Source organism: uncultured Gulosibacter sp., from assembly GCF_963509965.1.
Lineage (GTDB): Bacteria > Actinomycetota > Actinomycetes > Actinomycetales > Microbacteriaceae > Gulosibacter.
The window spans coordinates 78,862-101,957 of record NZ_CAUPDE010000005.1 but is presented as its reverse complement, the minus strand read 5'-3'; the positions used below and the strand labels follow the sequence as shown (position 1 = coordinate 101,957).

Sequence of the window (23,096 nt, the reverse complement as noted above, 5' to 3'; positions counted from 1 at the left end):
TCGGCAATCTCCCGGGTAAATCGCCCGAAAACCGTCGAAATCGGCCATAAATAGCGGCACTGCCGGCCTCGAAATCGGGAGCCAGGGATGCGTGGGTCGTTCTGTTGGTGAGGGGGACGGTTGCGAATGTGAATGGGCTGGTGCCAGGGATGCGTGGGTGGTTCTGTTGCTGAGGGTCGGTTACGAATCCGAGCGGCCCGGCGCCGGGAATGCTGGGCACTCGGTCTTGAGTGCCTGTACCAGACCGAGCGCGTCCATCTAGCGTCAAGGATGCGCGCCAACCTGTCGATGAGCGCATGCCACCGGCCGCCTGCCGGGAATGCGCGGGCCGACTAGGCTGGTAGGCACCATGTCAGTAGCGGATGAGCGCCTGGGGCGCACGCGCGTTCAGCGCAAAGGATCGGGCCTCGATGAGGCGACGCTGAATCGCGTCAGCCAGGCAGGGTGGTCGCCGCTCACCCGGGATCTCATCGTGTGGGGCCCGGCGGCGCTGGTTGCGGTTGCTGCTTTTGCCACCGTCGTCGGTCTGCTCATCGGTGGCGCTGCAGACCCGCTGCAGGTGGGTGATCCGGGCCCGGTGGTTCGCTGGGGCCTGCCTTTTGCGCGGCTGCTTTATAACCTCACCGCCTCGCTGACCATCGGCGGTTTGGTGGTGGCGATGTACTGTGCCAGCCGATCCGAACCCGAATATGAGCGGGCGATGCAGCTCGCCCAGGGCGGTGCGGCGGGATGGACGCTCGCGACGATGTTCGCGGCGGTGATGTCATACCTGTCGATCTCGGGGGTTCCGTTCTCGACTTCGGCCGACTTCGGCGCTGGCCTGTGGTATTTCATGCGCGGGCTTGAGGCGGGGCAGCAGTGGCTGCTCAACACCGTCATGGTGCTGATTTTGAGCATCGCGGTGTTCGCCACCCGCAGCCGCTGGGGCACCTGCCTGAGCACGCTCTACGCGCTGTTGTGCCTGTGGCCGCTGGCCGCGCAGGGCCACGCTGCCGGCGCCTCGAATCACATCACCGCGGTGGGCGGCATCACGCTGCACTACACCGGTGCGGCAGTGTGGCTCGGTGGGCTTGTTGCGGTGGGTGTCGTGGCGGCACTCGCGCCCGCGCCGCGTCGTCTGCCGCTGCTTGAACGCTATTCATCGCTGGCCCTGGTGGCGTTTATTGTGACCGCCACAAGCGGTGTGGTCGCCACGTTCATTAACGTCGGTGATCTTTCGCGCCTGTTCACCACCGGATACGGCACGCTCATTTTGATCAAGACCGCGCTGCTGGTCATCCTGGGGATTTTTGGTGCCGCTCAGCGGCGGCGATTCATTGACCGGATGCGCGCGAATCTTGCCGAGGGCAACACCAGCAGGCGCCCGTTCGCCTGGCTGATCGCGGCTGAGATGCTCGTGATGGGTGCGGTGGCCGGTGTGGCCGCGGCACTGGGACGCACCGCATCCCCGCAGCCGCAGCTGACCGCTGACCAGCTGGATTCGCCCACGCCCGCTCAGCTGCTCAGTGGCGACCGAATGCCGCCAGAGTTTGAGTTTTCGAAGCTGTTCACCGTGTGGAATCTCGAGCCGGTGTGGACCACGCTCGTGGTGATGGGGCTCATCTACTATGTGCTGGGCGTGCGCCGGCTGCGCAAGCGCGGCGATGATTGGCCGCTGTGGCGCACGGTTTCAGTGTTTATTGGCGGCCTCATCCTGCTTTATAACGTGAACGGTGCGCTGTTTGTTTACGGCCGCTTCCAGTTCTCGTTCCACATGACCGAGCACATGATCCTGTCGATGATCATCCCAATCTTCCTCGTGCTGGGTGCCCCGATGACGCTGCTGCTGCGCGCGGTAAAGCCGCGTTCGGATGGTTCGATGGGGATGCGCGAGTGGATGCTGTTGCTGGTGCACTCGAAATACGCGGCTTTTTTTTCGCATCCGATTGTGGCGGGTGTGAACTTTGCGATCGCCCTGCTCACGTTTTATTACACCCCGCTTTTTCGCTGGGCGGTCACCGACCACGTTGGCCACATGTGGATGGTCGCGCACTTCCTCATCGTCGGTTACCTGTTTGTGGAGTCGCTCATTGGTGATGACCCGAGCCGCACCCGCGCTCCGCACGCGATGCGGTTGATTTCGCTGGTGCTCGTGATGACCTTCCACGCCTTCTTTGGTCTTGCGGTGATGGTCGACACGAACCTGCTGGTTGCCGACTGGTTTGGTGTGACCGGCCGCACCTGGGGCCCGGCGACGGCGCTTGAGGATCAGCAGATCGGCGGCGCTATTGCGTGGGGTCTTGGTGAGTTCCCGACGGTGATGCTTGCGGTGCTCGTTGGGGTGCAGTGGGCGCGTATCGACACCAAGCGGGCCCGCACCTACGACCGTCGTGCCGCGCGCGATGAGGATGCCGAGCTGGCTGCCTATAACGCCCAGTTGCAGGCGCTTGCTGACCGTGAGGCAAAGTCGGAATGACGGTTCAGCTCACCCCTGAACAGCAGGGCGTGTTCGACGCGATTGAGAACACCACCGAGCATCTGTTTGTGACTGGCCGGGCCGGCACGGGCAAGTCGACGCTGCTCAATCATCTTTCGTGGCACACGCAGAAGCAGCTGGTTATTTGTGCGCCCACCGGGGTTGCGGCGTTGAATGTTGGTGGGCAGACGATCCACTCGCTGTTTAAGTTGCCGATCGGGGTGATCGGTAACCAGCCGATTGAGCAGCCGCGCGAGGTGCGCAAGCTGCTGCAAAAAATTGACACGCTCGTGATCGATGAGATTTCGATGGTGTCTGCCGACCTGCTGGATGCAATCGACCGGTCGCTGCGGCAGGCTCGTCAGCGTCGCGCCGAGCCTTTCGGCGGGGTGCAGGTGGTGATGTTTGGTGATCCGTTCCAGCTGGCACCGGTGCCGCCGTCGGATCCGCAGGAACGGGCATGGGTTGAAAAAAACTATCGTTCGATGTGGTTTTTTGATGCGCATGTGTGGCGGGAGGCCGAGATGCGCATCCACACCCTGCGAGAAATTCACCGGCAGCATGACGAGGAGTTTCGTCAGCTGCTGACGGCGGTGCGGTATGCGCGGGTGACGGCGCCGATGGCGCAGCGGCTCAACGAGGTGGGGGCGCGGCAGGCTCCGCAGGACGGCATCATCACGCTTGCCTCGCGCAATGCGACGGTGAGCCGTATTAATGCGCGCGAGCTGGCGCGGCTGCCGGGCCAGTCGATGACCGCCGAGGCTGAGATTGTGGGTGAGTTCACCGGGCGCGCGTTTCCTGCCGATGAACGGCTTGAAATCAAAGAGGGTGCGCAGGTGATGTTTTTGCGCAACGATCCGGATCAGCGCTGGGTGAATGGTTCGGTGGGCACGGTTTCGCGTATTAAGCGCACCGTTTATGTTGAGGTTGACGGTGAGGAGCACGAGGTCGAGCCGATTGTGTGGGAGAAGCTGAAGTACAGCTACGATCCGGGCACCAATGAGCTGTCACGGGATGTGATTGGCGAGTTTCACCAGTTCCCGCTGCGGTTGGCGTGGGCGGTGACGATTCACAAGTCGCAGGGGAAGACCTATGACCGGGCTGTGGTTGATTTGGGTGCCCGCGCGTTTTCGCCGGGGCAAACCTATGTGGCGCTGTCTCGCATCCGATCGCTTGACGGGCTGTATTTGACGCGCCCGCTGCAGCCGAACGATATTTTTGCGGATGAAAACGTGCTGCGGTTTATGCACGAGGTGGCCGAGGCGCAGCGTGCGGCTGCAGCGAATGAGCTGCTGCTGGCCAACCCGGACGGCACACCCGGGATCAAGCGCGACTAAGCGCCGTTCACCGCTGAGCGAAAGTGGTTCGGCGATTGGAATGGGTGCGTAGTTGTCTACTTGGTAGATTGCGGCTGACATCTCAGGGTCAGTCCCAAACTTCTCCCTAAATCGTTGCGAGAATCCTTCGGGTGTATCTCCATGGTTGATAAAGAACTCTCCAACGATGTCTGAGTTCTCGTATCGATACCCCACGAGTGTTAAGTTGGTGTTCGTGAGTTGAGGTGTGATTGCGCGAAGTTGCTGTGGCGATACATGCTTATCAAGTTCAACATAGTGCAATGTTGCACCGGTATATGTGGCTGGGATAGGTTCGGTTGCGACGATCAAACCCGTGATTGGCGCCTCAGCGGTTAGGGGTGGGGTTACGCTAACTACCGTCATGGTGGGCCTGATTCGCGGTTTCGTTTGTATTCAGCGCAATAATGAAGAAGGACAGCACGCCAAGTGCCATCGGTAGGAGCTGGAAAGTTAGGTTGAAGTCGCTGAGTCGCTCGTTCAATAGAACCGTGTCACCATTTGGTGTGATTTGAAAATATTTACAGTTTGCGCCGAGTGGAAATAATGAAAGCTCGCTTTTGATGTCTATGTTTTCATGGATGCCTTCGGGTGCATAATTCGGACATCTGTGTATCTCCATTCCTATCGAATTAACCAGGTACAGTGCAAGGCTGATTGCGCCGAGTATCGCGGCGGTGAGCATTACCGCTAGTCGTATTCTCTTTTTGTGTTGCATATGAAAATCTCCTACATCACTGTAGTCAGCGCGGCGTACTAGTGCGGTTTGATGAACGGCCGGATCGCGCGTTCGAGCTGCGCGACGGGTGCATCCACGCCGAGCACCTGCGACCAGGCCGTGACATATTCTTCAAAGTAGCGGTGGGCGTGCCCGCCGGGGCTGGCGAGCGAAAGCGGCATATCGGCCGAGATCTGCCAGAACGACACCCACGGCCACCAGCGCATCCGGTCGGTGACATCGTGCCCGTGCGGTTCTTCAAACCACACCGGTTGTTTCCAAATGAGTGACGGATGCCACCACACCACCGGGTCGCTCGGGTGCTGCAAGAAAATGGTGCGGCTCTTGCCCCACGGTGCATAGGGTTCACCGGATGCGTTGTGCGTCACGTCACCGGGGCGGTTCGAAAACCGAATGAGGGCACCGTTGCCGATATCGGGCCGAATATAGGGCGAGCCCGGGTTGCGTGCCTCGGTGAGCTCCTGCCAAATGGGGGAGAACTGCGGGGTGCCGGCCCATACTGAGCCGGCGAGTGAGTTGACCATATCGGTGGCGTCATCAAAGGCCGACAGCCCACCGAATGCGCCGAGTGATTCGCCCGACATATAGAGTTTCGGCCGTCGCTCGGGCGGCAGCGTGTCGAGGTGGGCGCGCACTTCGCGATAGAGCGACTGTGCGGTCAGCTGCGGTGAGCGCCGGTCGACGATCAGTGCCAGGGCGCTCGTGAGCACGGTGTATTGCATCGAAACCATCGCGCAATTACCACGTGTGAGGTATTCGATTGCAGCCATCGACCAGTCGTTGAGCCAGCCGGTTCCGGTACCGACAAAAATCACCAGGTGGTCGCGGTCGAATCCGCCGGCTTGGTCGAGTTCTTTCACGGCACGTTTGGCGGCGGCGGGGATGCTTAGGCGTGGCGAAAGGCCGATATAGGCGCGCACCGGTTCCATCGCTGGCTCATTCCAGAACGCTGCAATATCGGCACGGCGGGGGCCGTCAGAGGCGATGGCGCGGCCGTGGCGGCCCAGCCCACCGTAGCTTTCGAGGGAGGTGCGCGACCCCGAGCGTTCGGGTTCGGCGGGCGGCACCCGCCCCGGTAGCGGGAGGAGGTTCTTTAGTTCGGCGGCTGCCTGCACCCGGTTGAGCACCTGTGAGCGGATCAGGTACCGGCTGATGCCGTAGATGAGTGTCGACACCACGAGGAACCCCGATAGCGGGGCTGCCAGTGCTGGGGCGATGCGGCGGATGAGGGCGCGGGTGCGTGCCGACGATACGTGCATGAGCCGCACGAATCCAACTGCCATGGCGGTGTTTGCGGTGCCGAGCAAGAAGCCGCCGACCTGCTCGAGGTTGCTCTGGGGCTTTTGTTGCACGAGTTTGGCGATTTCACGCTGACGTTCGCTGGCGTTAACCAGCGCCATTCCGGTGCCGGCGGCGAGTGTCGAGAGCATCACGGTTTGGGTGATGCGCTCGGCGGTGGCGCTTCGCAGGCTCGGGATGCGGTAACCGTTGCGGCGCAGGGCGTTGCGCACCGTTCGGGCACCTGAACCGATGGCGTAGCCGTACATTTGCGAGAGGCTGACGCTGCCGGCGGTGGTCCACCACCGTCGCGGCAAAAAGCTTGGGCCGAGTGCGATCCACGAAGCGATTTGGCCGCCCACGAGCCCCCACCAGTTGGGAAGCAGTGGCGATACGCGGCGTGCGAACTGCCTCGGGTCTGACCGCTCGGGGTGTGTTGCCGGTTCTGAGTGTTCGGGTGTTGTGTTTTGGGTGTGGTGCGATTCGCGGTGCGGTCGAGGTCGGCGCGCGAATCGAAGCATGCGCTCCATTATTCATGAGCTGGGCGAACGGTGCCGAGGCCGCCACGGCGCAGCCTGGTTGCGGAGCGCATCCGGCAAGTTTCGTGGTGAGGGTTCAATGTCGAGCCTGTGCGCGATGCTGAGAATCTGCGGTGCATCCGGTCGCTGCTCTTGCACTGATACATGCGTATGAATAGGTTGTACCTGCAATCAATTTACGCGATGGAGGACTGATGACCACAATTGAAGGCCTGACCGCAGGCACGTACACGATCGACCCGACCCACACCGAGATCAGCTTCTCGGTGCGCCACCTCGCTATCTCGAAGGTGCGCGGCAAGTTCCAAACGTTTGCCGGCACGGTCGAAATTGCTGATCAACTCGAAGACAGCACCGCATCCGCCACAATTGACGTTGCCTCAATCGACACCAACCAGAAACAGCGTGACGAACACCTGCGCGCCAGCGACTTCCTCGACGTTGCACAGTTCCCCGAAATGACCTTCAAATCAACCAGCGTTGCCGTTGATGGCGATGAGCTCACTATCGTCGGCGACCTCACTCTGCGCGGTGTCACCAAGCCGGTAACCCTCAACGCCGAGTTCGGTGGTGCCACCGTCGATGGTTTCGGCAACAGCAAGGTCGGTTTCGAAGCCACCGCAAAGATCAACCGGCAAGACTTCGGCGTGACGTGGAACGCGCCCACCGAGGCCGGTGGCCTGACCCTGGGCGATGTGATCACCGTCACCATCGACGCACAGCTCACCAAGAACAGCTAACCCTCGATAAGCGCAGCGGGCGGCCGGAACATTCCGACCGCCCGCTGCCCGTTTTGCGCCACCGAAGCTACAGCAGGATGTAGTAAATCACCGCCAAGACGACGGGCAACACGATGCCGACAGTGGCGATAGTGATGCGACCGCGACGGGGAATCTTGGGCCGGGTGGCCAGAATAATGACAACTGCCGCCAGCACCGGCGTGAAAATCACGATCAGTGTCGACGTCATCGACATGGTGCGTTCATTGCATTCGGCCTCGGTTGCACATCCCGCATTGAGCGACATGATGCCCGCATACATGGCGAAGGTGCAGACAAAACTCGATATCGCCGCAAAAATTGAGCGCAATATGATCGGGTCAAACTCGGGCAGCCCCGAGATACGGTGCGCGGCGCGATCGTGAGCGAGTTCGGATGCATCGTCGGGTACGACGAAATCATCCGGCAGCGGAGTGAGATCGTCATCATCGGTCATGCCCTAACCATACGACCGATCTGTGGCCGGCGGCATACAGCAAACTAGCGCCAAGGCCCCGCACCGCGGTCGGTTCCCCGCGCCGAGAACGAACCGGTCACCCTGAAGTGAAGGCGGAGATGATCGCGTGCGTGTTCGCTATTCGATAACCCTCTCGCGCAATTGCCCCCGAACCTGGCACCATTGGCTCACGTGACTAGCTCCCGCATCCAACCGCAGCGCAGCCAGCCGACCTACCGGTCACGACTGGCGTTACTGGGTCTTGCCCTGATGCTTATTGCTGGGATGCTGGCCGGTTGTGTTGGCGGCAGCCAACCCGGCCCCACCGCGCTGCCCCTGCGCCCCACCGTCACCGCCGACTTCAGCACCGACGAGCTGCAGCAGGGCCTCGAAGAAATTGTTGCAGCGGGTGCACCCGGCGCGGTGATTGAAGTGCGCGTGGGCGACCGAGTGTGGAGCTCGGGTGCGGGCGTGGCATCGCTGCGATCAGAACTGCCCGCCCGCCCAGCACAAACCTTCCGCGCGGCCAGCCTCACCAAGCCGATGCTCGCCGCAATAGTGTTGCAGCTGGTCGACGAGGGCCAGCTCTCGCTCGATGATCCGTTCAACGACTACTTCCCGCAGCTGCTGAGCGATGCCCCCAAACCGGTGACCATTCGCCAGCTGCTGCAACACACCTCCGGGCTCTACGACTACATCGAACAGCTCGGGCTCGAAAACCTCGAACGCATCCCCGACACGCTCGCCACCCCGCACAAACCCGAAGAGCTTCTCGAGCTCGCCACCAAACGGGGCTGGCGGTCAACGCCTGGCACCGAGTACTACTACTCGAACGCCAACTACATTGCGCTGTCGATGCTGGTCGAAAAGCTCGACGGGCGGCCGCTGTCTGAATCGCTGCGCGTGCGCATCACCGAGCCGCTGGGATTAACCGCCACCCGCATCCCGGAAGGCACCGGGCTAAGCGGTGATTACCTGAGCGGCTATTTCACCGAGCAAGGCCTCAGCATTGAGGTGACAAAACAGGATGCGTCACTGTGGGCGGGTGCCGGCGGTGTCGAATCGAATGTGAGCGATATCAACACTTTCATGCGCGCACTCATGAGCGGCGCGGTGGTGCCGCCCGAACTGCTGGCCGAAATGACCGAGCTCAGCGGTGACGGTTACGGGTTGGGGCTGCAGGGCCGCGCCGATAGCTGCCCCGATCGGGCTCCCGTCTATCTGCCGCTGGAGATTGCCGATGCTGGCGATGAACATTCGCCGCAACCAACTTCGATGCCGCAGGGTGAATCGACACCCACAGCTGCCGCGGCCCAGCTCGGTGCCAACACTCCCAAAGCAACCGAGGGCGGTGAAGTGCAGATCGGCGAGGCCGGTGTGGTGTACGGGCACCTCGGCTCTGGGCTTGGGTATCGGGCGCTGACATTCACGAGCCCCGACGGCGCCCGCCAGGTGACGATCGCCTGGAACGGGTCGCCCGCAAACTACGGGGATGATCCGCGGCTCGACATCGTGTATGAGCTCGCTGATAAAGCGCTCTCGGTCGACTGCTAGCCGGATGCGCGCATCCGGTTAGAAAATCATCGGCCGGTCGTCATCGAGCTCGGTTTCGATATCGAGCTCAACCACCACCGGCACGTGGTCGCTGGGGCCGTCACCCTTGCGCTCATCCCGCACAATTTCACCGGCGGTCACCAGCTGGTCGAACTCGGGCGTCCCGAGAATGAAGTCGATACGCATCCCCTCGTTTTTCGGGAAGCGCAGCTGCTGGTAGTCCCAATAGGTGTAGCCCGCAACGCCGCGCGAGCGCAGCGCATCCACGAACCCATCCTCGAGGAAGGCGTTGAATGCGGCGCGCTCGGGTGCCGAAACATGCGTGCGCCCCTCAAACGCCGCCATATCCCACACATCGATATCGAGCGGGGCGATATTGAAATCGCCCATGAGCGCCAGCGGCGCCCCCGGATGCGCGGCGCGCCACTGCTGAATATGCGCGCGCAGCGCCGCCAACCACTCGAGTTTGTACTCGTAGTGCGGGTCGGTGAGTTCGCGACCGTTCGGCACATACAGCGACCAGACGGTCACACCCTCGATCTGAGCGGCCAACGCCCGCCCCTCGAGCGGCAACTCACCATCAGCACCCGGCTTACCCCAGCCGGGCATGCCCGCAAACCCATCGGTGATCTCGTCGATCGGCAGCCGCGATGCAATCGCCACACCGTTCCACTGGTTCAGCCCTCGGGCAATGACCTCGTAACCGGCTCGCTCAAACGGTTCGTAGGGGAACTGTTCGGGTTTGCATTTGGTCTCTTGTATCGCGAGCACATCAATATCGGCTCGCGTGATGAAGTCGACAACCCGGCCGACACGGGTGCGGATGGAGTTCACATTCCAGGTAGCGATGCGCATTGCTCCACCGTACCTGTCACACGGTGCCGAAGTTCCGACATACACTGGCGAGGTGACTGACGCGCGTGCATCCCTCATCGAACTCATCAAGTCGGAGGCTGTTTTCCACGGTGACTTCGTGCTCACCAGCGGTAAGCGAGCCCCCTACTACATCGATCTGCGCAAGCTCTCACTCGACCACCGTGCCGCACCACTGATCGGCGATGTGCTGCTCAGCCTGATGGCCGAGTTCGGTGAGGTTGCTGCTGCCGGTGGCCTCACCATGGGTGCCGACCCCCTCGCCAATGCGGTGCTGCACCGCTCGGTTGCCGCAGGCAAACCCATCGACGCGTTCGTCGTGCGCAAAGAACCGAAAGACCACGGCCGCGGACGCCAGATCGAGGGTGCTGAGGTTGCGGGTAGGCGCGTCATCGTGCTCGAAGACACCTCCACTACGGGCGGCTCGCCACTGAAAGCTGCCGAAGCGCTCGAACGGGCCGGCGCCGAAGTGGTTGCGGTGTGCACTATCGTCGACCGCGCCACCGGCGCGGGCGAGCGCATCGAAGCCGCTGGATACCCCTACCGTGCCGCCATCACGCTCGACGACCTCGGCCTGCCGCCGATCGAATAGCGTCCGCGATGCCCGAAGCGTCGGTTCAGCGCAACAAGCCGCAGCGAACCCGGTGGCTGCTCATTGGCGTTGCCATTTTCGTGCTCGCGGTGGTGGCCGGGCGCTTCTTGGCGACCCGTTTCATCCTCACCACTGCCGAGCCGGCAACTCCAACCCCCACCGCCACCACAATCGCCGAGCTGACCACACCCACCTGCCTGGATGCACCGCTGACCGAGCTGCCGGATGCGTTTACGCCGGTCGATTGTTCCGGCTCGCATCACACCGAACTGGTGGCGCTGGTTTCGGTTGCCGACGCGTTCGAACTCGAAGACGAATACGAGCGGCCACGCGACGAACTGCTCTCAGCCCACGCCATGCTCGCCTGCCAGCAGGCGGATGTCTTCGACGGGGTGAGCGACGGGCGGCTCGCCGAAGTGGAGATTGTGGCCGTGTGGCCCAGCAAAAAACAATGGCAGCAGGGGATGCGTCACTATGCCTGCTTTGTTACCGCCGATACTCCGTGGCAGGGCGCGTTCAGCGAATAGCTACTGTTGCGGCAGGCGCCAGCCGTGCACATGCTGCAACACCCATGCATACATCGTCGCGGATGCGGCAGCCCCGACGTTGATCGAGCGGGTCGACCCGTACTGCGTGATTGCCACGCACAGATCAGCGGCAGCCAGCACTTCGGGCGAAACCCCCGGCCCCTCCTGCCCGAACACCAGCACACAATCACGCGGCAGCGGCACCGTCTCAAGCGGCACCGAACCGGGCACATTGTCAACCGCCACGATCGCGAGACCGCGCTCACGCATCCTGGCCACAAAACCATTAACCTCGGGATGGTGATGCACGTGCTGGTAGCGGTCGGTCACCATCGCACCGCGACGATTCCACCGCCTATTCCCAACGATGTGCACCGCCGCAGCCCCGTAGGCGTTAGCTGAGCGAACAATCGAACCGATATTGAAATCGTGCTGCCAGTTCTCTACCGCAATTTCGAACGGGTGGCGCTCGCGGTCGAGTTGTTCGACGATCGCGGCCATCGTCCAGTAGCGGAAACGGTCAACCACATTGCGGCGATCACCCTCGGCTAGCAGCTGCCGGTCGTAGCGCGCATCGTCGGGCCAGGCAGCCTCACCGCCCGGCCACGGGCCAACACCAACCTCGGTTTCGGTCGAGTCGTTCATAGCTGCAGACTACGGCAGCAGGTCGTTGCGATAGGCGGCGGCGCAGTCGATCTCACCCGAGATGAGCTTCGCGGCGGGCATAAACTCGCACATCCGCTGCCAGGTTTCAACGTCGTTGTGCAGCAGCGGCTGCCCGGCCACCGGCTGCATGAGTTCATTCGTTGCCTGCAGTGTGGCCAGCGCATTCTCGCGCGCATCCTCGCTCGAGAGCGTCGGAATGTATTTGGCGGCAATCTCGACGGCCTCTTCGGGATGCTCGATGGTGTATTCCACGCCGCGCTGAATGGCCGCGAGAGCGGCGCTAACGTCATCACCGCGCGAATCAAGCACGCTGTGCGAGGCGCCGATGGCGGGGCCTACCAGCTGCGGTGCATCCGGGTCGACCGCCGCGATCGTGCGCACCTTGAAACCGGCCGCTTCGAACTGCACGGCATCGTTGTTTTGGAAGCCCATGACCGCATCCACCTTGCCCGAGGTGAGTGCCGCTTGCTGCGTGTAGCCGATGTGCTCAATCTGCACCTGGTCGCTATCGAGGCCAGCATCGGTCAGCAATGCCTGCAGCGCGAACCAGGTTTCGCCATAGGGGCCCGGCACCCCAACAGAATGACCGGCGAGATCGGCCGCCGATTCGATGGGCGAGTCGGCCGGCACAATCAGCACCGCCGGATACTCGGTGTAAAGCGTGCCAACAGCAACCACCGGAACTCCCCCCGCAGCACCCTGCAAGATTTCATCGCCGGCGGCATAAACGAGGTGTTCGCTGCCCCCCTCGAGCGCACCGAACAGCGCCTCGCTCTCACCGTGGTGACGCAGCTGCACGTTCACCCCGGCCTCATCGAAATAGCCGAGTTCTTGCGCCACATAGATCGGCGCGAACTGAATATTCGGCGTGTAGGTGAGGCCAATGGTCAGCTCATCGTTAGAAGCGGGCGCAGCGCAGGCCGAGAGCGTGAGCGCGACAGCTGCGGCAGCAACGGTGGCAATCAAATTACGGATGCGGCGATGGATGCGAATCATGCGGGTTTCCTTTTAATGCGGGTTTGAGAGAGCGATTCGAGGATGCGGAGCACAAGAAACAGGCCGACAGCCAGCACCACGAGCATGATGAGCGCGCAGAACAGGCCCTCGGTGTCGTTGGCGTCGCGGTAGAGGGTGAGCAGCAGCCCCAGGCCGTGACCGCCCATAGTGAACTCACCCACCACGGCGCCGGTTACCGACAGGGCCGCACCGGCACGCACACCGGCGAGCACGCTCGGCAGCGCCAGGGGCGCTTCAACCCAGCGCAGCGACTGCCAGCGGCTGGCCCCGTCGAGGCGGGCAGCTTCGAGCACCTCACCAGGAAGCGACCGCACACCGAGCACGGTGGTAATGAGCATCGGGAAGAACGCCACGATGGCGCAGAGGATGGCGATGGGTGCGAGCCCGTAGCCGATCCACAGTGCCAGCAGTGGCGCCACCGCCACCGCCGGAATTGCCTGCGAAGCAGTGATGTACGGGGTGAGGGCAAGGTCGGCCCAGCGCACGCGGGCAATCAGGTAACCAAGCGGAACTGCGACCAAAACGGCAATGACACTGCCGACGAGTGCTTCAACGAGCGTGACCCCGGTGTGTTTCAGCAGCGGGCCACCGGCGAGCTCCTGCGTGAAGTGTCTGAAGAGAGTTGACGGCGCGGGCAGGAACACCTCAGCCACGACACCTGCGCGCACCACAGCCTCCCACGCCGTGACCAGCACGAGCGCGAAGATGATCGGCGCCAGCCAGTGCATCCGGCCAGCCCTGCGGCTGCGGATGCGCGCGGCACCGACTGTGGTTGGGGCGGTCATGATTCTCCTCGGTTCGTCCGGGGAGAGTGGCAGCATCGCCCGCGACCGCCGCACCGTAGGTAACGGTGAAGCCGTAGCTCAAATTGCAACGCCAAAGCCTTGCGCGTGCGCCTCCCATCCGGACTTTCACCGTCGGTGCTGGAATCTCACCAGCTCAACCGCTACCTGGTTGGCAGCGGGTCGCGGACTTTCACCGCCGGTTCGGAATTACACCGACCCCGGAGCACGTTTGTTGCCACCACCATACGCTGAACGTCGAAATGTCGCCACGCCGGATGCAATCACCACCCCGGGATGCCCGTCGGCACCGCCAGATTGTGAAATCTTTCGAGCACGCAACAAAGTCATACTTTTGGCCGATGAGCGTGCTGTTAGGCTCGGCCGAAGATACCTTTACGGTGCCAGGGGCAGAGTGGCTCAGCGGCTGTTGCTCATCGGTCGCTCGATACCTGTGGCGCAACTCACCGCCAGATGGAGCGAATATGAATCAGCCACCGCAAACTCCGCCGAGCTACAACTCGCAGCCGCAGCGCCCCTCGCAGCCCTCGCATCCTTGGCCACAGCAGGCTGCGCCGGCCCCGCAGCCGCAGCAGGGTGCGCCGGCGCCGCAGCCGCAGTTTGGGATACCTGCTCCGCAGCACCGACCACCGCAGTTCAACACCCCCGCCCCAGGGGCCACGCCCGCATGGGCAGGAAATCCCACGCCACCGCAAAAACCACGACGCACCGCACTGATCGTCGCACTCACGAGCCTTGGCGTCGTCGTTGTCGCCGGCGCAATTATCAGCTCGGTGCTGTTCTTCGGCGGCCGCGAACCCGACCGCAGCGCTGAAGCCCAGGCAACACCAACCACAAGCGCCACCGAAACCACCGGTCGCAACCAGACCCGCAAGCCCAAGCGCGTTGAGGGCGACGTGTTCGCCGAACGCGAGCTCTTCTTCGAACAACAACAGCTGCCACTCGACGGCACCCCGCTCAAAGCGGTCACACCCGAGCAGCACGCATTCATCGACGACATGAAAAGCCGCGCCGAAAGCAACGGCTCAAAGTGGACCACCGACACCGAGTGGACCGCATTGGCGCTGGCAATGGATGCCTGCGAAACATCAATCTTGAACTCGCACAACGTAGACGCTGACACGGTGCGCATGCACGCCACCACATCACCGATCGTTTCTCAACTGACCAGTGGCGCATCAGAAGAAGAACGTATTCAGATCACCAACGGAACCATGAACATTGCGGCCACGGGTGTGAGCTATATCTGCCCAGAAGACTACGGCGACTGGTCTTCCGCACTCGAAGAAATTAACGGCGACTGGTAGCAACCAGCGCCTACCATCGGGAACATGCACCCACAAAACCTGCTCAGCATCCCCCCGACGCTCTTGGAAGCCGAACCCGAAGTGCTCGACGACCTCGCCAACCTGCCGCCAACCCTGGCGGCGCTCGAAGCGATCGTGGCCAAGCATCCCGCATCTTCGCTCGCCTGGGCCGAACTCGCTCAACAGGCCCGCCGCGAAGAGCAAACCATCCCGGCCTACGCTTACGCCCGAGTCGGCTACCACCGCGGTCTCGACGCGCTGCGCAAGGCGGGCTGGCGCGGGCAGGGGCCGGTGCCGTGGTCGCACGAACCCAACCGCGGCGTGCTCAAATCGTTCTGGCTGCTACAGCAGGCCGCCGCCACCATCGGCGAAACCGACGAGGTCGAGCGGCTCGGGGCGCTGCTGCGAGACGCTGACCCAAACGCCGGTGCGGCCATCGCTGGTGAGCTCGACGGCGACTAGAATAGAGAGCCGGTCAGTGCCTCGGGCGCGTGACCTCGCGCACACATCGAATCTCGCGCACACAACGAATTAAGGATGGTCATGGCCGGCGTAGCAATCATCGGAAGCCAATGGGGTGACGAAGGCAAGGGCAAAGCCACTGACCTTCTCGGCAGCCGCATCGACTATGTGGTGAAGTTCAATGGCGGCAACAACGCCGGTCACACCGTGGTGATCGGTGACGAAAAATATGCTCTCCACCTGCTGCCCTCCGGCATCCTCTCGCCCGGCGTGACTCCGGTGATCGGCAACGGTGTCGTGGTCGATCTCGGTGTGCTGTTCGAAGAGCTCGACCATCTCACCGAACGCGGTATCGACGTGTCGAAGCTGCGGGTATCGGGCAACGCGCACGTGATCCCCGAGTACAACCGCGCCCTCGACCAGGTGACCGAACGCTTCCTCGGTAAGCGTCGCATCGGCACCACCGGCCGCGGCATCGGGCCCACCTATGCCGACAAGATCAACCGCGTCGGCATCCGCATCCAAGACCTCTTCGACGAACGTATCCTGCGTCAGAAAATCGAGGGCGCACTGGTGCAGAAGAACGAACTGCTGGTGAAGACCTACAATCGGCGCGCCTTCAGCGTCGACGAGATCACCGACAATCTGCTCTCATATGCTGAGCGCGTACAGCCGATGGTCGGCGACACTTCGCTTGAGGTGCACTGGGCCCTTGAGACAGGCAAAACCGTGGTGTTCGAAGCTGGCCAGGCCACGATGCTCGACATCGACCACGGCACCTACCCGTATGTCACCTCATCCTCGGCAACTGCAGGCGGGGTGGCGACCGGTGCCGGTATCTCGCCGCGGCAGATCGACCGTATTGTGGGCATCCAGAAGGCCTACATCACGCGGGTTGGATCGGGCCCGTTCCCAACCGAGCTGCACGACGCCGACGGCGACCGACTGCGCGAGGCCGGTGGCGAGTTCGGTGTCACCACCGGCCGCCCGCGCCGCACGGGCTGGTTCGATTCGGTGATTGCGCGCTATTCGTCACGCATCAATGGCTTCACCGACATCGTGATGACCAAGCTCGATGTGCTTTCAGAGTTTGAGCGCATCCCGGTGTGTGTTGCCTACGAAGTTGACGGTCAGCGGTTTGATGAGATGCCGCTTTCGCAGAGCGACTTCCACCACGCCAAGCCGATCTACGAATACTTCCCGGGATGGCAAGAAGATATCTCGGGCATGCAGCACTTCGACCAGCTGCCCGCGAACGCGCGCGCCTATGTCGAGGCGATTGAGAAGCTTTCGGGCGCCCGCATCTCGGCAGTTGGCACCGGCCCGGCACGCGACCACATCATCGAGCGCCACAACCTCCTTGGCTAGCTAACTGCCTGCCTGGGCCTGCCTGTCTGGCCTGTATAGCCTGCCTGGGTCTGTCTGGCCTGTCCTGTCTGGTTCTGCCTGCATCCTGTCTGCCAGCCCTGCTGGTGGCTGGTGCGGATTTTTGTTTCCTGAAATCAGATTTTTGTTTCCTGGAATCAGAAATTTGACTGCAAACAGCGCCTATTTGGCCTGAAACAGCCTGAAATTGCTGGTTTTGCAGCCAGGAAACAAAAATCTGCAGAAAGCTGCAGTCAGGAAACAAATTTCCCCAGGCAGGATGCAGCCAGGAAACAAAAATCCGCAGGCAGAGCAAGGCGAGCAGACTGGATGCAGGTCGGGCAGACACGCCTGCGCAAGCAGGCTGACGGCGTCGAGTCGGGCAGGCTGGGGTTGACAGGGAAGCAAGGGCAGGCTGGGGCAAGCAGGCAGGCCGGTCGGATGCGGTTTTCAGGGCGGATGCTATTGGATAGCCACATGAATGCAGTGCAGCTTCCCAGCCCCGCAACAACTCTGATTGGTCACCGGGTGCGGTTGGAGCCGATGTCGATCACCGGGCTGTGCGAAGTGGCACCGCTGCTGCGCGTGCCGGAGGTGTTTGCGGGCGGGCACAGCGGGGGCACCGCGGCGATGCCCGCATCCGATGAGGGCTACGTTGAGTTTTTCTCGACCTATTGCCCTTGGCTGCGCGGCGGCCGCAGCTATCTGGTGCGCTTTGGCGACCGGCTCGTGGGCACCACCTCGCTTTACGAATTCAACCCGACTGTGCGCTCAATCGCGATCGGCTACACCGCCTATGCGCCCGAAGTGTGGGGTGGGGTCGTGAACCCGGATGTGAAACTCACACTACTGAGGTGGGCGTTTGAAAACGGTTTCGAGCGCGTGGTTTTCTATGTGGCTGCGGGTAATGAACGATCCCGCGCCGCGGTCGCCAAACTCGGGGCACAGCTGGATGGGGTGCTGCGCCGCGACCGTCAATTGGCGGACGGCAGCTGGGATGGCACCGCAGTGTTCAGCATCCTGGCTGTGGAATGGCCGCAGGTTCGTGCCGAACTTGAACGGCGAATCGCCGCGTTGACCTCGGAGGTGCGAGGATAGAGCTATGACGAAACTCACCCGTGACGAGCTTGCCAAGTACATCGACCACACCCTGTTGAGCACCGACGCCACCAACGAGGATGTTGCCGCTCTCTATGCCGAAGCGGCCGAGCTCGGCACCTACGCGATCTGCGTTTCGCCGAATATGCTGCCGGTTGGCACTGCTTGGGGCCGCACCGACGCGGCCGCAACGAAAGTCACCGAAGACGGGCCGAAGATCGCGACCGTTGTTGGTTTTCCATCGGGCAAGCACCACTCGAGCATCAAGGCTGCCGAAGCGGTTCGTGCCGTTAGTGACGGTGCGGTCGAGCTCGACATGGTGATCGACATTGCCATGCTCAAGGCTGGTCGTGACGAACTGGTTGAGGCCGATATTGCCACGGTGCGTCGCGCGGCGCCGACCCCCGTGGTGTTGAAGGTGATCATCGAGTCGGCTGCGCTCACCGATGACGAGATCGTTCGCGCCTGCCAGATTGCCGAACGTGCCGGCGCCGACATGGTGAAGACGTCCACCGGTTTCCACAAGGCCGGCGGTGCCACCGTCGAGGCTGTGAAACTGATGCGTGAAACGGTGGGTGACCGGCTGGGCGTGAAAGCGTCGGGCGGCGTGCGCACCTATGCGGATGCGGTGGCGATGATCGAGGCTGGCGCCAGCCGGCTGGGGATGTCGTCGGGTAAGGCAGTGCTCGCCGAAGCTCCGAAGAAGTAGCCGATTATGAGCGAAAATCCGGGCACATCCGATTCGACAGCTTCGCAGGCCGAGGTGCCTGAGCAGCTGCGTCACCTGCGTCGTTCGATCGACAATTTTGATGCGGCACTTATTCACATTCTCGCCGAGCGGTTTCGCTGCACGCAGCGCGTGGGGCAGCTGAAAGCCGAGCACGGGCTACCCGCTTCCGATCCCGGGCGTGAGCAGCAACAGCTCGCGCGCTTGCGCGAACTTGCAGAAGAGTCGGATCTCGATCCAGAGTTTGCCGAGAAGTTTTTGGCGTTTATCGTTGCTGAGGTGATTCAGCACCACCTGCGAATCGCGGGTGAAGAGGGCTAGACACGCTCATCCCGCGTTCATCACATGGCCGCAAGCTTTCGGTGGGTTGGCTTGCCACGAACTCTGCCAACCGCGCAGAGCAAACATCGCACTGAGCAAAGGACCAGTAATCGTCATGACCGAGCAGTCACGCCGAACCGGCAAATCGACTCGCACCACACCCAAGCGCTGGTCCAGTAATTGGCGTAACTGGTCGGGTGAGGTGAGTGAGCGCTCGCAGCTGGCAGCTGGCCCAACGAGCGAAACGGCGGTGAAGGCGCTGGTTATCGGGGCGGCCGGTTCGCAGCTGTCGGTGAAGGTGGTTGGCGCCGGTCACTCGTTTAATGACATCGCGGCCACTGAGGGGTTGCGTATGCACCTCGACGACTATCGCGGGCTGGTTGCGGTGAACGAGCAGACCGGTGTCGCGACGTTCCGCGGCGGTACGCGGCTAGAGGAGGTTCCCGGGCTGCTGGCACCTCACGGGTTGGCGCTCGCGAACCAGGGTGATTCGGATGCGCAGACAATTGCGGGTGCCATTTCGACCGGTACGCACGGCAGCGGCCTGGCGTTTACGGGGCTTTCGGCGATGGTGAAGTCGCTGCGGATTGTGCTCGCTGATGGTTCGATTATTTATTGCGATGAGCGGATGCATCCCGAGGTTTTCGAGTTCGCGCGGCTCGGTCTCGGAGCGCTCGGCGTGATTGTTGAGGTGGGGATTCAGTGCGTGCCGGCCTTCCGGGTGGAGGCGACTGAGGGGGCGGAGCCGCTCGATGAGGTGTTGGAAAGTTTTCAGCAGCGTTCGCGCGACAACGACCATGTGACGTTTATTTGGTATCCACCGGCGCAGCGCGCCTATGTGAAAACTTTCCGCCGCTTGGCGCAGGGTGAGCAGCCCGAGGGTGTGCCGCCGCTTTCGAAGGCGTCGCGGTTCATGGATGGGGAGATTGTTCAGAACTGGGGCCAAGGGCTGTTGTCGTCGGTGGGCGCGGTGGCGCCGGGAATCGTGCCGCGGGTGAATCAGGTGTCGAGCAACCTGATGTGGGAGCGCAAGTATGTTGCCGATTCGCATGAGGTGTTTGTTTCGGCGCGGCGGGTGCGGTTTAACGAGGTGGAGTATGCGGTGCCGTTCGAGGCTGGGGTTGAGGCGCTTCGGGAGATTCGGCGACTGATTGCCGACAACGATTGGCGTATTTCGTTCCCGCTTGAGGTGCGTACCGCAGCGGCCGATGATGTGCCGCTGTCGATGGCTTATCAGCGCGATTCGATGTATATCGCGGTGCACCGTTACCGTCGCGAATCGCATCTTGAATATTTTGGTGCGGTTGAGGAGGTGCTGCAGCGGTTTGATGGCAGGCCGCACTGGGGCAAGCTACATTCGCTGCGGGCGGCGCAGTTTGCCGACCTTTATCCGCGGTTTAACGATTTTGTGGCGTTGCGCGACAGGCTCGACCCCGATCGGGTGTTTGACAACCACTATCTCGAGCGGGTGCTCGGCAGCTAGGTGGATCGGCGGATTTTCGCAATTAAAGTTTGCGGCCGGTTTTTCTGTTACCCTCGCGGCCACTTGCGAGACGTGAGAGGAGAGCGAAGTGACGCTCGAAGTTGTCAGTGGAGATTTTCAGAGACTGGCCGACGCATTAGCTGATGTTGCCGGGGTGATCTCGGCTTCGGTGCACGTGGATAGCCTTCCGGGCGAGATTTCGTCGGGGATGCCCTCGAGCAACTCGGCGGGATCGGCGGGGGCGGCTGCCGACAAGATTAAGAGCGCGGCGAGTGAGCTGGCGGCGGCGATCGACTCGGATGCTACTGCGGCGTCGCTTGTCGATACGACGATGCAGCAGACAGATTCGGGCAATGAGGCTTCGTTGAAGATCGAAAACCAAATGAAGGAATACGTTTATCCGGGAGGCGGGCAGTAGCCATGATGAACTGGAGCGAACTGCGTAACTGGAAGTCGGGCCCGATCTACGCCGCCTACGACGAAGTCTCGCGCTGCGAGCAGATTTTGAGCGACGCCAGCCAGGGGCTCGCGGATGCGGGGGCGGCGCTGCAGTCGGAGGGCGAGTCGGCGTCGGCGGCGCGCGAGCAGGTGCAGAATCTGCGTCGTCAGGCCGATCAGCTCGAAGCGCTGCTGACCGATCTGATGCAGGGATGCTTGGGTGCGGCCGGCAAGGTGGCGCGTATTGAAGCTTCGGTGCCGGATGTCGATTCGTTTGCGAGCGCCAACGAGTTGGAGATTCACGATCCGGGAACGGTTGTGGTGAGTGCGGCTCGCGAGGCTCAATTGCAAGCGATATTGAGCATAGGGGACCCGGCTGCGGTACAACTCTATAATTTGGAGCGCCAGAAGACAGACAGCGCCAAAATGCGATGCCAGGGGATGGTCGATGAGGTGCGCGACCGGGCGGATGAGGCCGACCGCCGGTTCCAAAGCGTGTTGACGAGCGTAGCTGCGGGCGAGGTGTCGGATGTGGCGTCACTACTTTCACAGCTCAACGGTGAGGGGGCCGGCGCGGTCTTTGACGGCAAGAGCCCGGGTGAGGTGCACGCGTTGTGGCAGTCAATGTCATGGGAAGAACAGCGTGCCATGATGGCGATGGATCCTGATGGCCTTCTTAACAGGCAGGGGCTGCCGCCAGAGATTCTCGAAGAGGCGTCGGTTGTAAAGATGCGTGGTGAGGTTGACGATTTGTTGACGCGTCGCGATGAGATTGATGAGCAACTGAAAGACCTTGAGGGTAAACCTCTGGTGTACTACGTCCGCGACACCCCGCTTGAAACTGAGGCGGGTCGTGACAAGCGGTTGCTTGAGGAAGAAAGAAATCGGCTCAACGAGCAGATCAACCTGCGCCAGAAAGCGATCGACAGGGGTGGCTTCGTGATCTACGACCCCGAAAACGGCAATATCGTCGAGCGGGTGCACACCGGCGGCGAAGGCGAAGGGTCCGTCAAGCACGTTATTACTTACCAGCACGGTACGGGTGGCAGCTACAACGACGTTCTGGACGGTACAAGTGGTGGCGCCGCACGTGATATCGCGCGACAAGCTGGTGACAGCCCGACAGATCTCTATATCCACCACCAGGGCGATGCAATTGGCTGGGTGGGCGACAACGCCAACTCGAACGAAGCATTCCTCAATAACAAAGGTGCCCAGCTCGCCGACTTCCAAGAGTCGCTTTACGTGCAGGACGATAACCGCGGTGCGAAGTACCACGGAATTGGTCACTCAGCCGGAAATAGTGTTGTGACCGGATCTGAAATGCACGGCGCGCGCTACGACACTGTCACCTCACTATCGGGCTCCTTCATGCCGGAGGGGTGGCAGGCCGACCCGAATACCGATTACCGGCACTATCACTACGAGGGCGAACCGATCAATGCGGTGGGCATCATGAAAGACAGCCCGAGCGAAGACCCCGCTTTCCAGACAAAACAGTTCGACTCGGGTAACGATTACGCTCCGAGCTGGACTACGCCGCTTTCGGTGCCTGGCTGGGTGGAGGGCGTGCTCGACGCCGTTAGCAGCCACACCGCATCCAACCACGGTGGTGACGGCAATAGGCAGATTATTGACCAGACCGCAAAGGACATTTACGGTAACTAGTGGGCAGCCGCCACTTGCTATCGGTGGGGTGGTAGTGAGAGGAGCCACGGGTGAGCGATCCGATCGATGAGACTGTTCCAGCACTCGATGTGACCGCGGCTAAGACGCGGTCGCTGGCGCTCATTCAGCAGCTGCTTGATCGCATCCCGGTGATCGACCTCGCACCTATTGATGCGCAACCGGCTGCGGTCGGCGCCGTTGCCCGCACCCTTCATCCCGGGCGCCTTCCGGGTATGAAACGGTACCCGGGCACCGCTGCCAAGGCTGTGCTCAATACGCGGGTGGCTGAGCGCGGCGCCCGAGAGCTGGTCGACTGGCTTGCTATTCAGCCGAGATGGACGCAGCTCGAACGCTACCTTGATGAAGAGTTCCCTCGCTTCCACAGCCCCGACGGCTATGAGGTCAGTGTGAGTGTGCTGCGCCCGACCGACGGCTACCCGATGGTGTGCATCAATGTGGTGAGCCCCGATTTTGTGCCGCCAGCATCACACCATCAGGCCATTCATCGTTACTGAAGATAAACCGGTGTATGGGCGAGGTAGTGCGCAGATCAACTCGAACTGTTACACTCCGCGCCATTAGTGGCGACCCTGTGCTGTTTGGGGGGAATATCG

The 23,096-nt window shown here is 62.0% G+C and carries 23 protein-coding genes and 1 riboswitch; of the genes, 16 read left to right on the top strand and 7 right to left on the bottom strand.

What is annotated here, in order from left to right:
• Positions 1-349 precede the first annotated feature (349 nt).
• Together RQ865_RS05230 and RQ865_RS05225 are read left to right on the top strand one after the other, a co-directional pair.
• Positions 350-2,455: a cytochrome c oxidase assembly protein gene (locus RQ865_RS05230; protein WP_311478064.1), complete on the top strand. Its 2,106-nt coding sequence runs from the start codon at positions 350-352 to the stop codon at positions 2,453-2,455.
• Complete coding sequence (locus RQ865_RS05225; RefSeq protein ID WP_201518046.1) at positions 2,452-3,792, top strand: ATP-dependent RecD-like DNA helicase; 1,341 nt, start codon at positions 2,452-2,454, stop codon at positions 3,790-3,792. Before RQ865_RS05230 ends, RQ865_RS05225 begins: the two co-directional genes overlap by 4 nt.
• Before the next feature lie 370 nt (positions 3,793-4,162).
• Here the strand turns inward: RQ865_RS05225 and RQ865_RS05220 are convergent, their stop codons facing one another.
• Both RQ865_RS05220 and RQ865_RS05215 read right to left on the bottom strand, forming a co-directional pair.
• Positions 4,163-4,495 (bottom strand): hypothetical protein, encoded by a 333-nt coding sequence (locus RQ865_RS05220; protein WP_311478063.1) that lies wholly within the window; start codon positions 4,493-4,495, stop codon positions 4,163-4,165.
• A gap of 71 nt (positions 4,496-4,566) precedes the next feature.
• Positions 4,567-6,348, bottom strand: coding sequence for an alpha/beta-hydrolase family protein (locus tag RQ865_RS05215; RefSeq protein WP_311478062.1), 1,782 nt, complete (start codon positions 6,346-6,348; stop codon positions 4,567-4,569).
• A 212-nt stretch (positions 6,349-6,560) separates the two neighbouring features.
• On the opposite strand from RQ865_RS05215, the gene RQ865_RS05210 reads away from it, so the two are divergent.
• Positions 6,561-7,106: a YceI family protein gene (locus RQ865_RS05210; RefSeq protein WP_311478061.1), complete on the top strand. Its 546-nt coding sequence runs from the start codon at positions 6,561-6,563 to the stop codon at positions 7,104-7,106.
• Positions 7,107-7,173: 67 nt separating this feature from the next.
• Here RQ865_RS05210 and RQ865_RS05205 read toward each other — a convergent pair whose 3' ends face one another.
• A complete protein-coding gene (locus RQ865_RS05205) occupies positions 7,174-7,581 on the bottom strand; it encodes a hypothetical protein (protein WP_311478060.1) in 408 nt (135 codons plus the stop codon).
• Positions 7,582-7,773: 192 nt separating this feature from the next.
• On the opposite strand from RQ865_RS05205, the gene RQ865_RS05200 reads away from it, so the two are divergent.
• The gene (locus tag RQ865_RS05200; protein ID WP_311478059.1) at positions 7,774-9,135 is read left to right on the top strand and encodes a serine hydrolase domain-containing protein; all 1,362 of its coding nucleotides are present in this window, start codon (positions 7,774-7,776) and stop codon (positions 9,133-9,135) included.
• 18 nt (positions 9,136-9,153) lie between these two features.
• On the opposite strand, the gene RQ865_RS05195 is transcribed toward RQ865_RS05200, so the two are convergent.
• Entirely contained in the window at positions 9,154-9,990 is an 837-nt protein-coding gene (locus RQ865_RS05195; protein ID WP_311478058.1) for an exodeoxyribonuclease III, read from the bottom strand.
• Between the two features lie 52 nt (positions 9,991-10,042).
• Here RQ865_RS05195 and pyrE point away from each other — a divergent pair, with 52 nt between their 5' ends.
• Positions 10,043-10,600 carry an orotate phosphoribosyltransferase gene (gene pyrE, locus RQ865_RS05190; RefSeq protein ID WP_311478057.1) on the top strand — a complete coding sequence of 186 codons (558 nt, stop codon included), beginning with the start codon at positions 10,043-10,045 and terminating at the stop codon, positions 10,598-10,600.
• Positions 10,601-10,608: 8 nt separating this feature from the next.
• A complete protein-coding gene (locus RQ865_RS05185) occupies positions 10,609-11,127 on the top strand; it encodes a septum formation family protein (RefSeq protein WP_311478056.1) in 519 nt (172 codons plus the stop codon).
• Here the strand turns inward: RQ865_RS05185 and RQ865_RS05180 are convergent, their stop codons facing one another.
• The 3 genes from RQ865_RS05180 to RQ865_RS05170 are packed head-to-tail and all read right to left on the bottom strand — an operon-like array spanning position 11,128 to position 13,595.
• On the bottom strand, positions 11,128-11,772 hold the full coding sequence (locus RQ865_RS05180) for an RNA methyltransferase (RefSeq protein WP_311478055.1): 645 nt from the start codon (positions 11,770-11,772) through the stop codon (positions 11,128-11,130). It lies immediately after the preceding gene.
• A 9-nt stretch (positions 11,773-11,781) separates the two neighbouring features.
• Positions 11,782-12,789, bottom strand: a complete 1,008-nt coding sequence (locus RQ865_RS05175) for an ABC transporter substrate-binding protein (protein ID WP_311478054.1) — start codon at positions 12,787-12,789, stop codon at positions 11,782-11,784.
• Positions 12,786-13,595: an ABC transporter permease gene (locus RQ865_RS05170; protein ID WP_311478053.1), complete on the bottom strand. Its 810-nt coding sequence runs from the start codon at positions 13,593-13,595 to the stop codon at positions 12,786-12,788. Before RQ865_RS05170 ends, RQ865_RS05175 begins: the two co-directional genes overlap by 4 nt.
• A 102-nt stretch (positions 13,596-13,697) precedes the next feature.
• Positions 13,698-13,825: riboswitch (FMN riboswitch) on the bottom strand.
• Between the two features lie 252 nt (positions 13,826-14,077).
• On the opposite strand from RQ865_RS05170, the gene RQ865_RS05165 reads away from it, so the two are divergent.
• From RQ865_RS05165 to RQ865_RS05120, 10 genes are all read left to right on the top strand, one after another.
• Entirely contained in the window at positions 14,078-14,920 is an 843-nt protein-coding gene (locus tag RQ865_RS05165) for a hypothetical protein (protein ID WP_311478052.1), read from the top strand.
• Positions 14,921-14,944: 24 nt separating this feature from the next.
• Positions 14,945-15,382, top strand: coding sequence for a DUF3151 domain-containing protein (locus tag RQ865_RS05160; protein ID WP_311478051.1), 438 nt, complete (start codon positions 14,945-14,947; stop codon positions 15,380-15,382).
• An 81-nt stretch (positions 15,383-15,463) separates the two neighbouring features.
• Entirely contained in the window at positions 15,464-16,750 is a 1,287-nt protein-coding gene (locus RQ865_RS05155) for an adenylosuccinate synthase (protein ID WP_311478050.1), read from the top strand.
• A 474-nt stretch (positions 16,751-17,224) separates the two neighbouring features.
• Positions 17,225-17,845, top strand: a complete 621-nt coding sequence (locus tag RQ865_RS05150) for a GNAT family protein (RefSeq protein ID WP_311478049.1) — start codon at positions 17,225-17,227, stop codon at positions 17,843-17,845.
• A gap of 4 nt (positions 17,846-17,849) precedes the next feature.
• Positions 17,850-18,554, top strand: a complete 705-nt coding sequence (gene deoC / locus RQ865_RS05145; RefSeq protein ID WP_311478048.1) for a deoxyribose-phosphate aldolase — start codon at positions 17,850-17,852, stop codon at positions 18,552-18,554.
• 6 nt (positions 18,555-18,560) lie between these two features.
• On the top strand, positions 18,561-18,893 hold the full coding sequence (locus tag RQ865_RS05140; RefSeq protein ID WP_311478047.1) for a chorismate mutase: 333 nt from the start codon (positions 18,561-18,563) through the stop codon (positions 18,891-18,893).
• A 115-nt stretch (positions 18,894-19,008) separates the two neighbouring features.
• Positions 19,009-20,376: a D-arabinono-1,4-lactone oxidase gene (locus tag RQ865_RS05135; protein ID WP_311478046.1), complete on the top strand. Its 1,368-nt coding sequence runs from the start codon at positions 19,009-19,011 to the stop codon at positions 20,374-20,376.
• An 88-nt stretch (positions 20,377-20,464) separates the two neighbouring features.
• Entirely contained in the window at positions 20,465-20,794 is a 330-nt protein-coding gene (locus RQ865_RS05130; RefSeq protein WP_311478045.1) for a hypothetical protein, read from the top strand.
• A gap of 2 nt (positions 20,795-20,796) precedes the next feature.
• Complete coding sequence (locus RQ865_RS05125; RefSeq protein ID WP_311478044.1) at positions 20,797-22,482, top strand: hypothetical protein; 1,686 nt, start codon at positions 20,797-20,799, stop codon at positions 22,480-22,482.
• 50 nt (positions 22,483-22,532) lie between these two features.
• Complete coding sequence (locus tag RQ865_RS05120; protein ID WP_311478043.1) at positions 22,533-22,997, top strand: hypothetical protein; 465 nt, start codon at positions 22,533-22,535, stop codon at positions 22,995-22,997.
• Positions 22,998-23,096: the final 99 nt, after the last annotated feature.

What these genes read in the sequence shown, in the direction of transcription:
- RQ865_RS05125 (WP_311478044.1), top strand. Translation starts at nt 20,797, where the DNA reads ATGATGAACTGGAGCGAACTGCGTAACTGGAAGTCGGGCCCGATCTAC.
- RQ865_RS05210 (WP_311478061.1), top strand. Translation starts at nt 6,561, where the DNA reads ATGACCACAATTGAAGGCCTGACCGCAGGCACGTACACGATCGACCCG.
- RQ865_RS05175 (WP_311478054.1), bottom strand. Translation starts at nt 12,789, where the DNA reads ATGATTCGCATCCATCGCCGCATCCGTAATTTGATTGCCACCGTTGCT.
- RQ865_RS05155 (WP_311478050.1), top strand. Translation starts at nt 15,464, where the DNA reads ATGGCCGGCGTAGCAATCATCGGAAGCCAATGGGGTGACGAAGGCAAG.
- deoC (WP_311478048.1), top strand. Translation starts at nt 17,850, where the DNA reads ATGACGAAACTCACCCGTGACGAGCTTGCCAAGTACATCGACCACACC.
- RQ865_RS05215 (WP_311478062.1), bottom strand. Translation starts at nt 6,348, where the DNA reads ATGCTTCGATTCGCGCGCCGACCTCGACCGCACCGCGAATCGCACCAC.
- RQ865_RS05195 (WP_311478058.1), bottom strand. Translation starts at nt 9,990, where the DNA reads ATGCGCATCGCTACCTGGAATGTGAACTCCATCCGCACCCGTGTCGGC.
- RQ865_RS05140 (WP_311478047.1), top strand. Translation starts at nt 18,561, where the DNA reads ATGAGCGAAAATCCGGGCACATCCGATTCGACAGCTTCGCAGGCCGAG.
- RQ865_RS05180 (WP_311478055.1), bottom strand. Translation starts at nt 11,772, where the DNA reads ATGAACGACTCGACCGAAACCGAGGTTGGTGTTGGCCCGTGGCCGGGC.
- RQ865_RS05160 (WP_311478051.1), top strand. Translation starts at nt 14,945, where the DNA reads ATGCACCCACAAAACCTGCTCAGCATCCCCCCGACGCTCTTGGAAGCC.
- RQ865_RS05135 (WP_311478046.1), top strand. Translation starts at nt 19,009, where the DNA reads ATGACCGAGCAGTCACGCCGAACCGGCAAATCGACTCGCACCACACCC.
- RQ865_RS05225 (WP_201518046.1), top strand. Translation starts at nt 2,452, where the DNA reads ATGACGGTTCAGCTCACCCCTGAACAGCAGGGCGTGTTCGACGCGATT.
- RQ865_RS05150 (WP_311478049.1), top strand. Translation starts at nt 17,225, where the DNA reads ATGAATGCAGTGCAGCTTCCCAGCCCCGCAACAACTCTGATTGGTCAC.
- RQ865_RS05205 (WP_311478060.1), bottom strand. Translation starts at nt 7,581, where the DNA reads ATGACCGATGATGACGATCTCACTCCGCTGCCGGATGATTTCGTCGTA.
- RQ865_RS05185 (WP_311478056.1), top strand. Translation starts at nt 10,609, where the DNA reads ATGCCCGAAGCGTCGGTTCAGCGCAACAAGCCGCAGCGAACCCGGTGG.
- RQ865_RS05230 (WP_311478064.1), top strand. Translation starts at nt 350, where the DNA reads ATGTCAGTAGCGGATGAGCGCCTGGGGCGCACGCGCGTTCAGCGCAAA.
- RQ865_RS05170 (WP_311478053.1), bottom strand. Translation starts at nt 13,595, where the DNA reads ATGACCGCCCCAACCACAGTCGGTGCCGCGCGCATCCGCAGCCGCAGG.
- RQ865_RS05220 (WP_311478063.1), bottom strand. Translation starts at nt 4,495, where the DNA reads ATGCTCACCGCCGCGATACTCGGCGCAATCAGCCTTGCACTGTACCTG.
- RQ865_RS05165 (WP_311478052.1), top strand. Translation starts at nt 14,078, where the DNA reads ATGAATCAGCCACCGCAAACTCCGCCGAGCTACAACTCGCAGCCGCAG.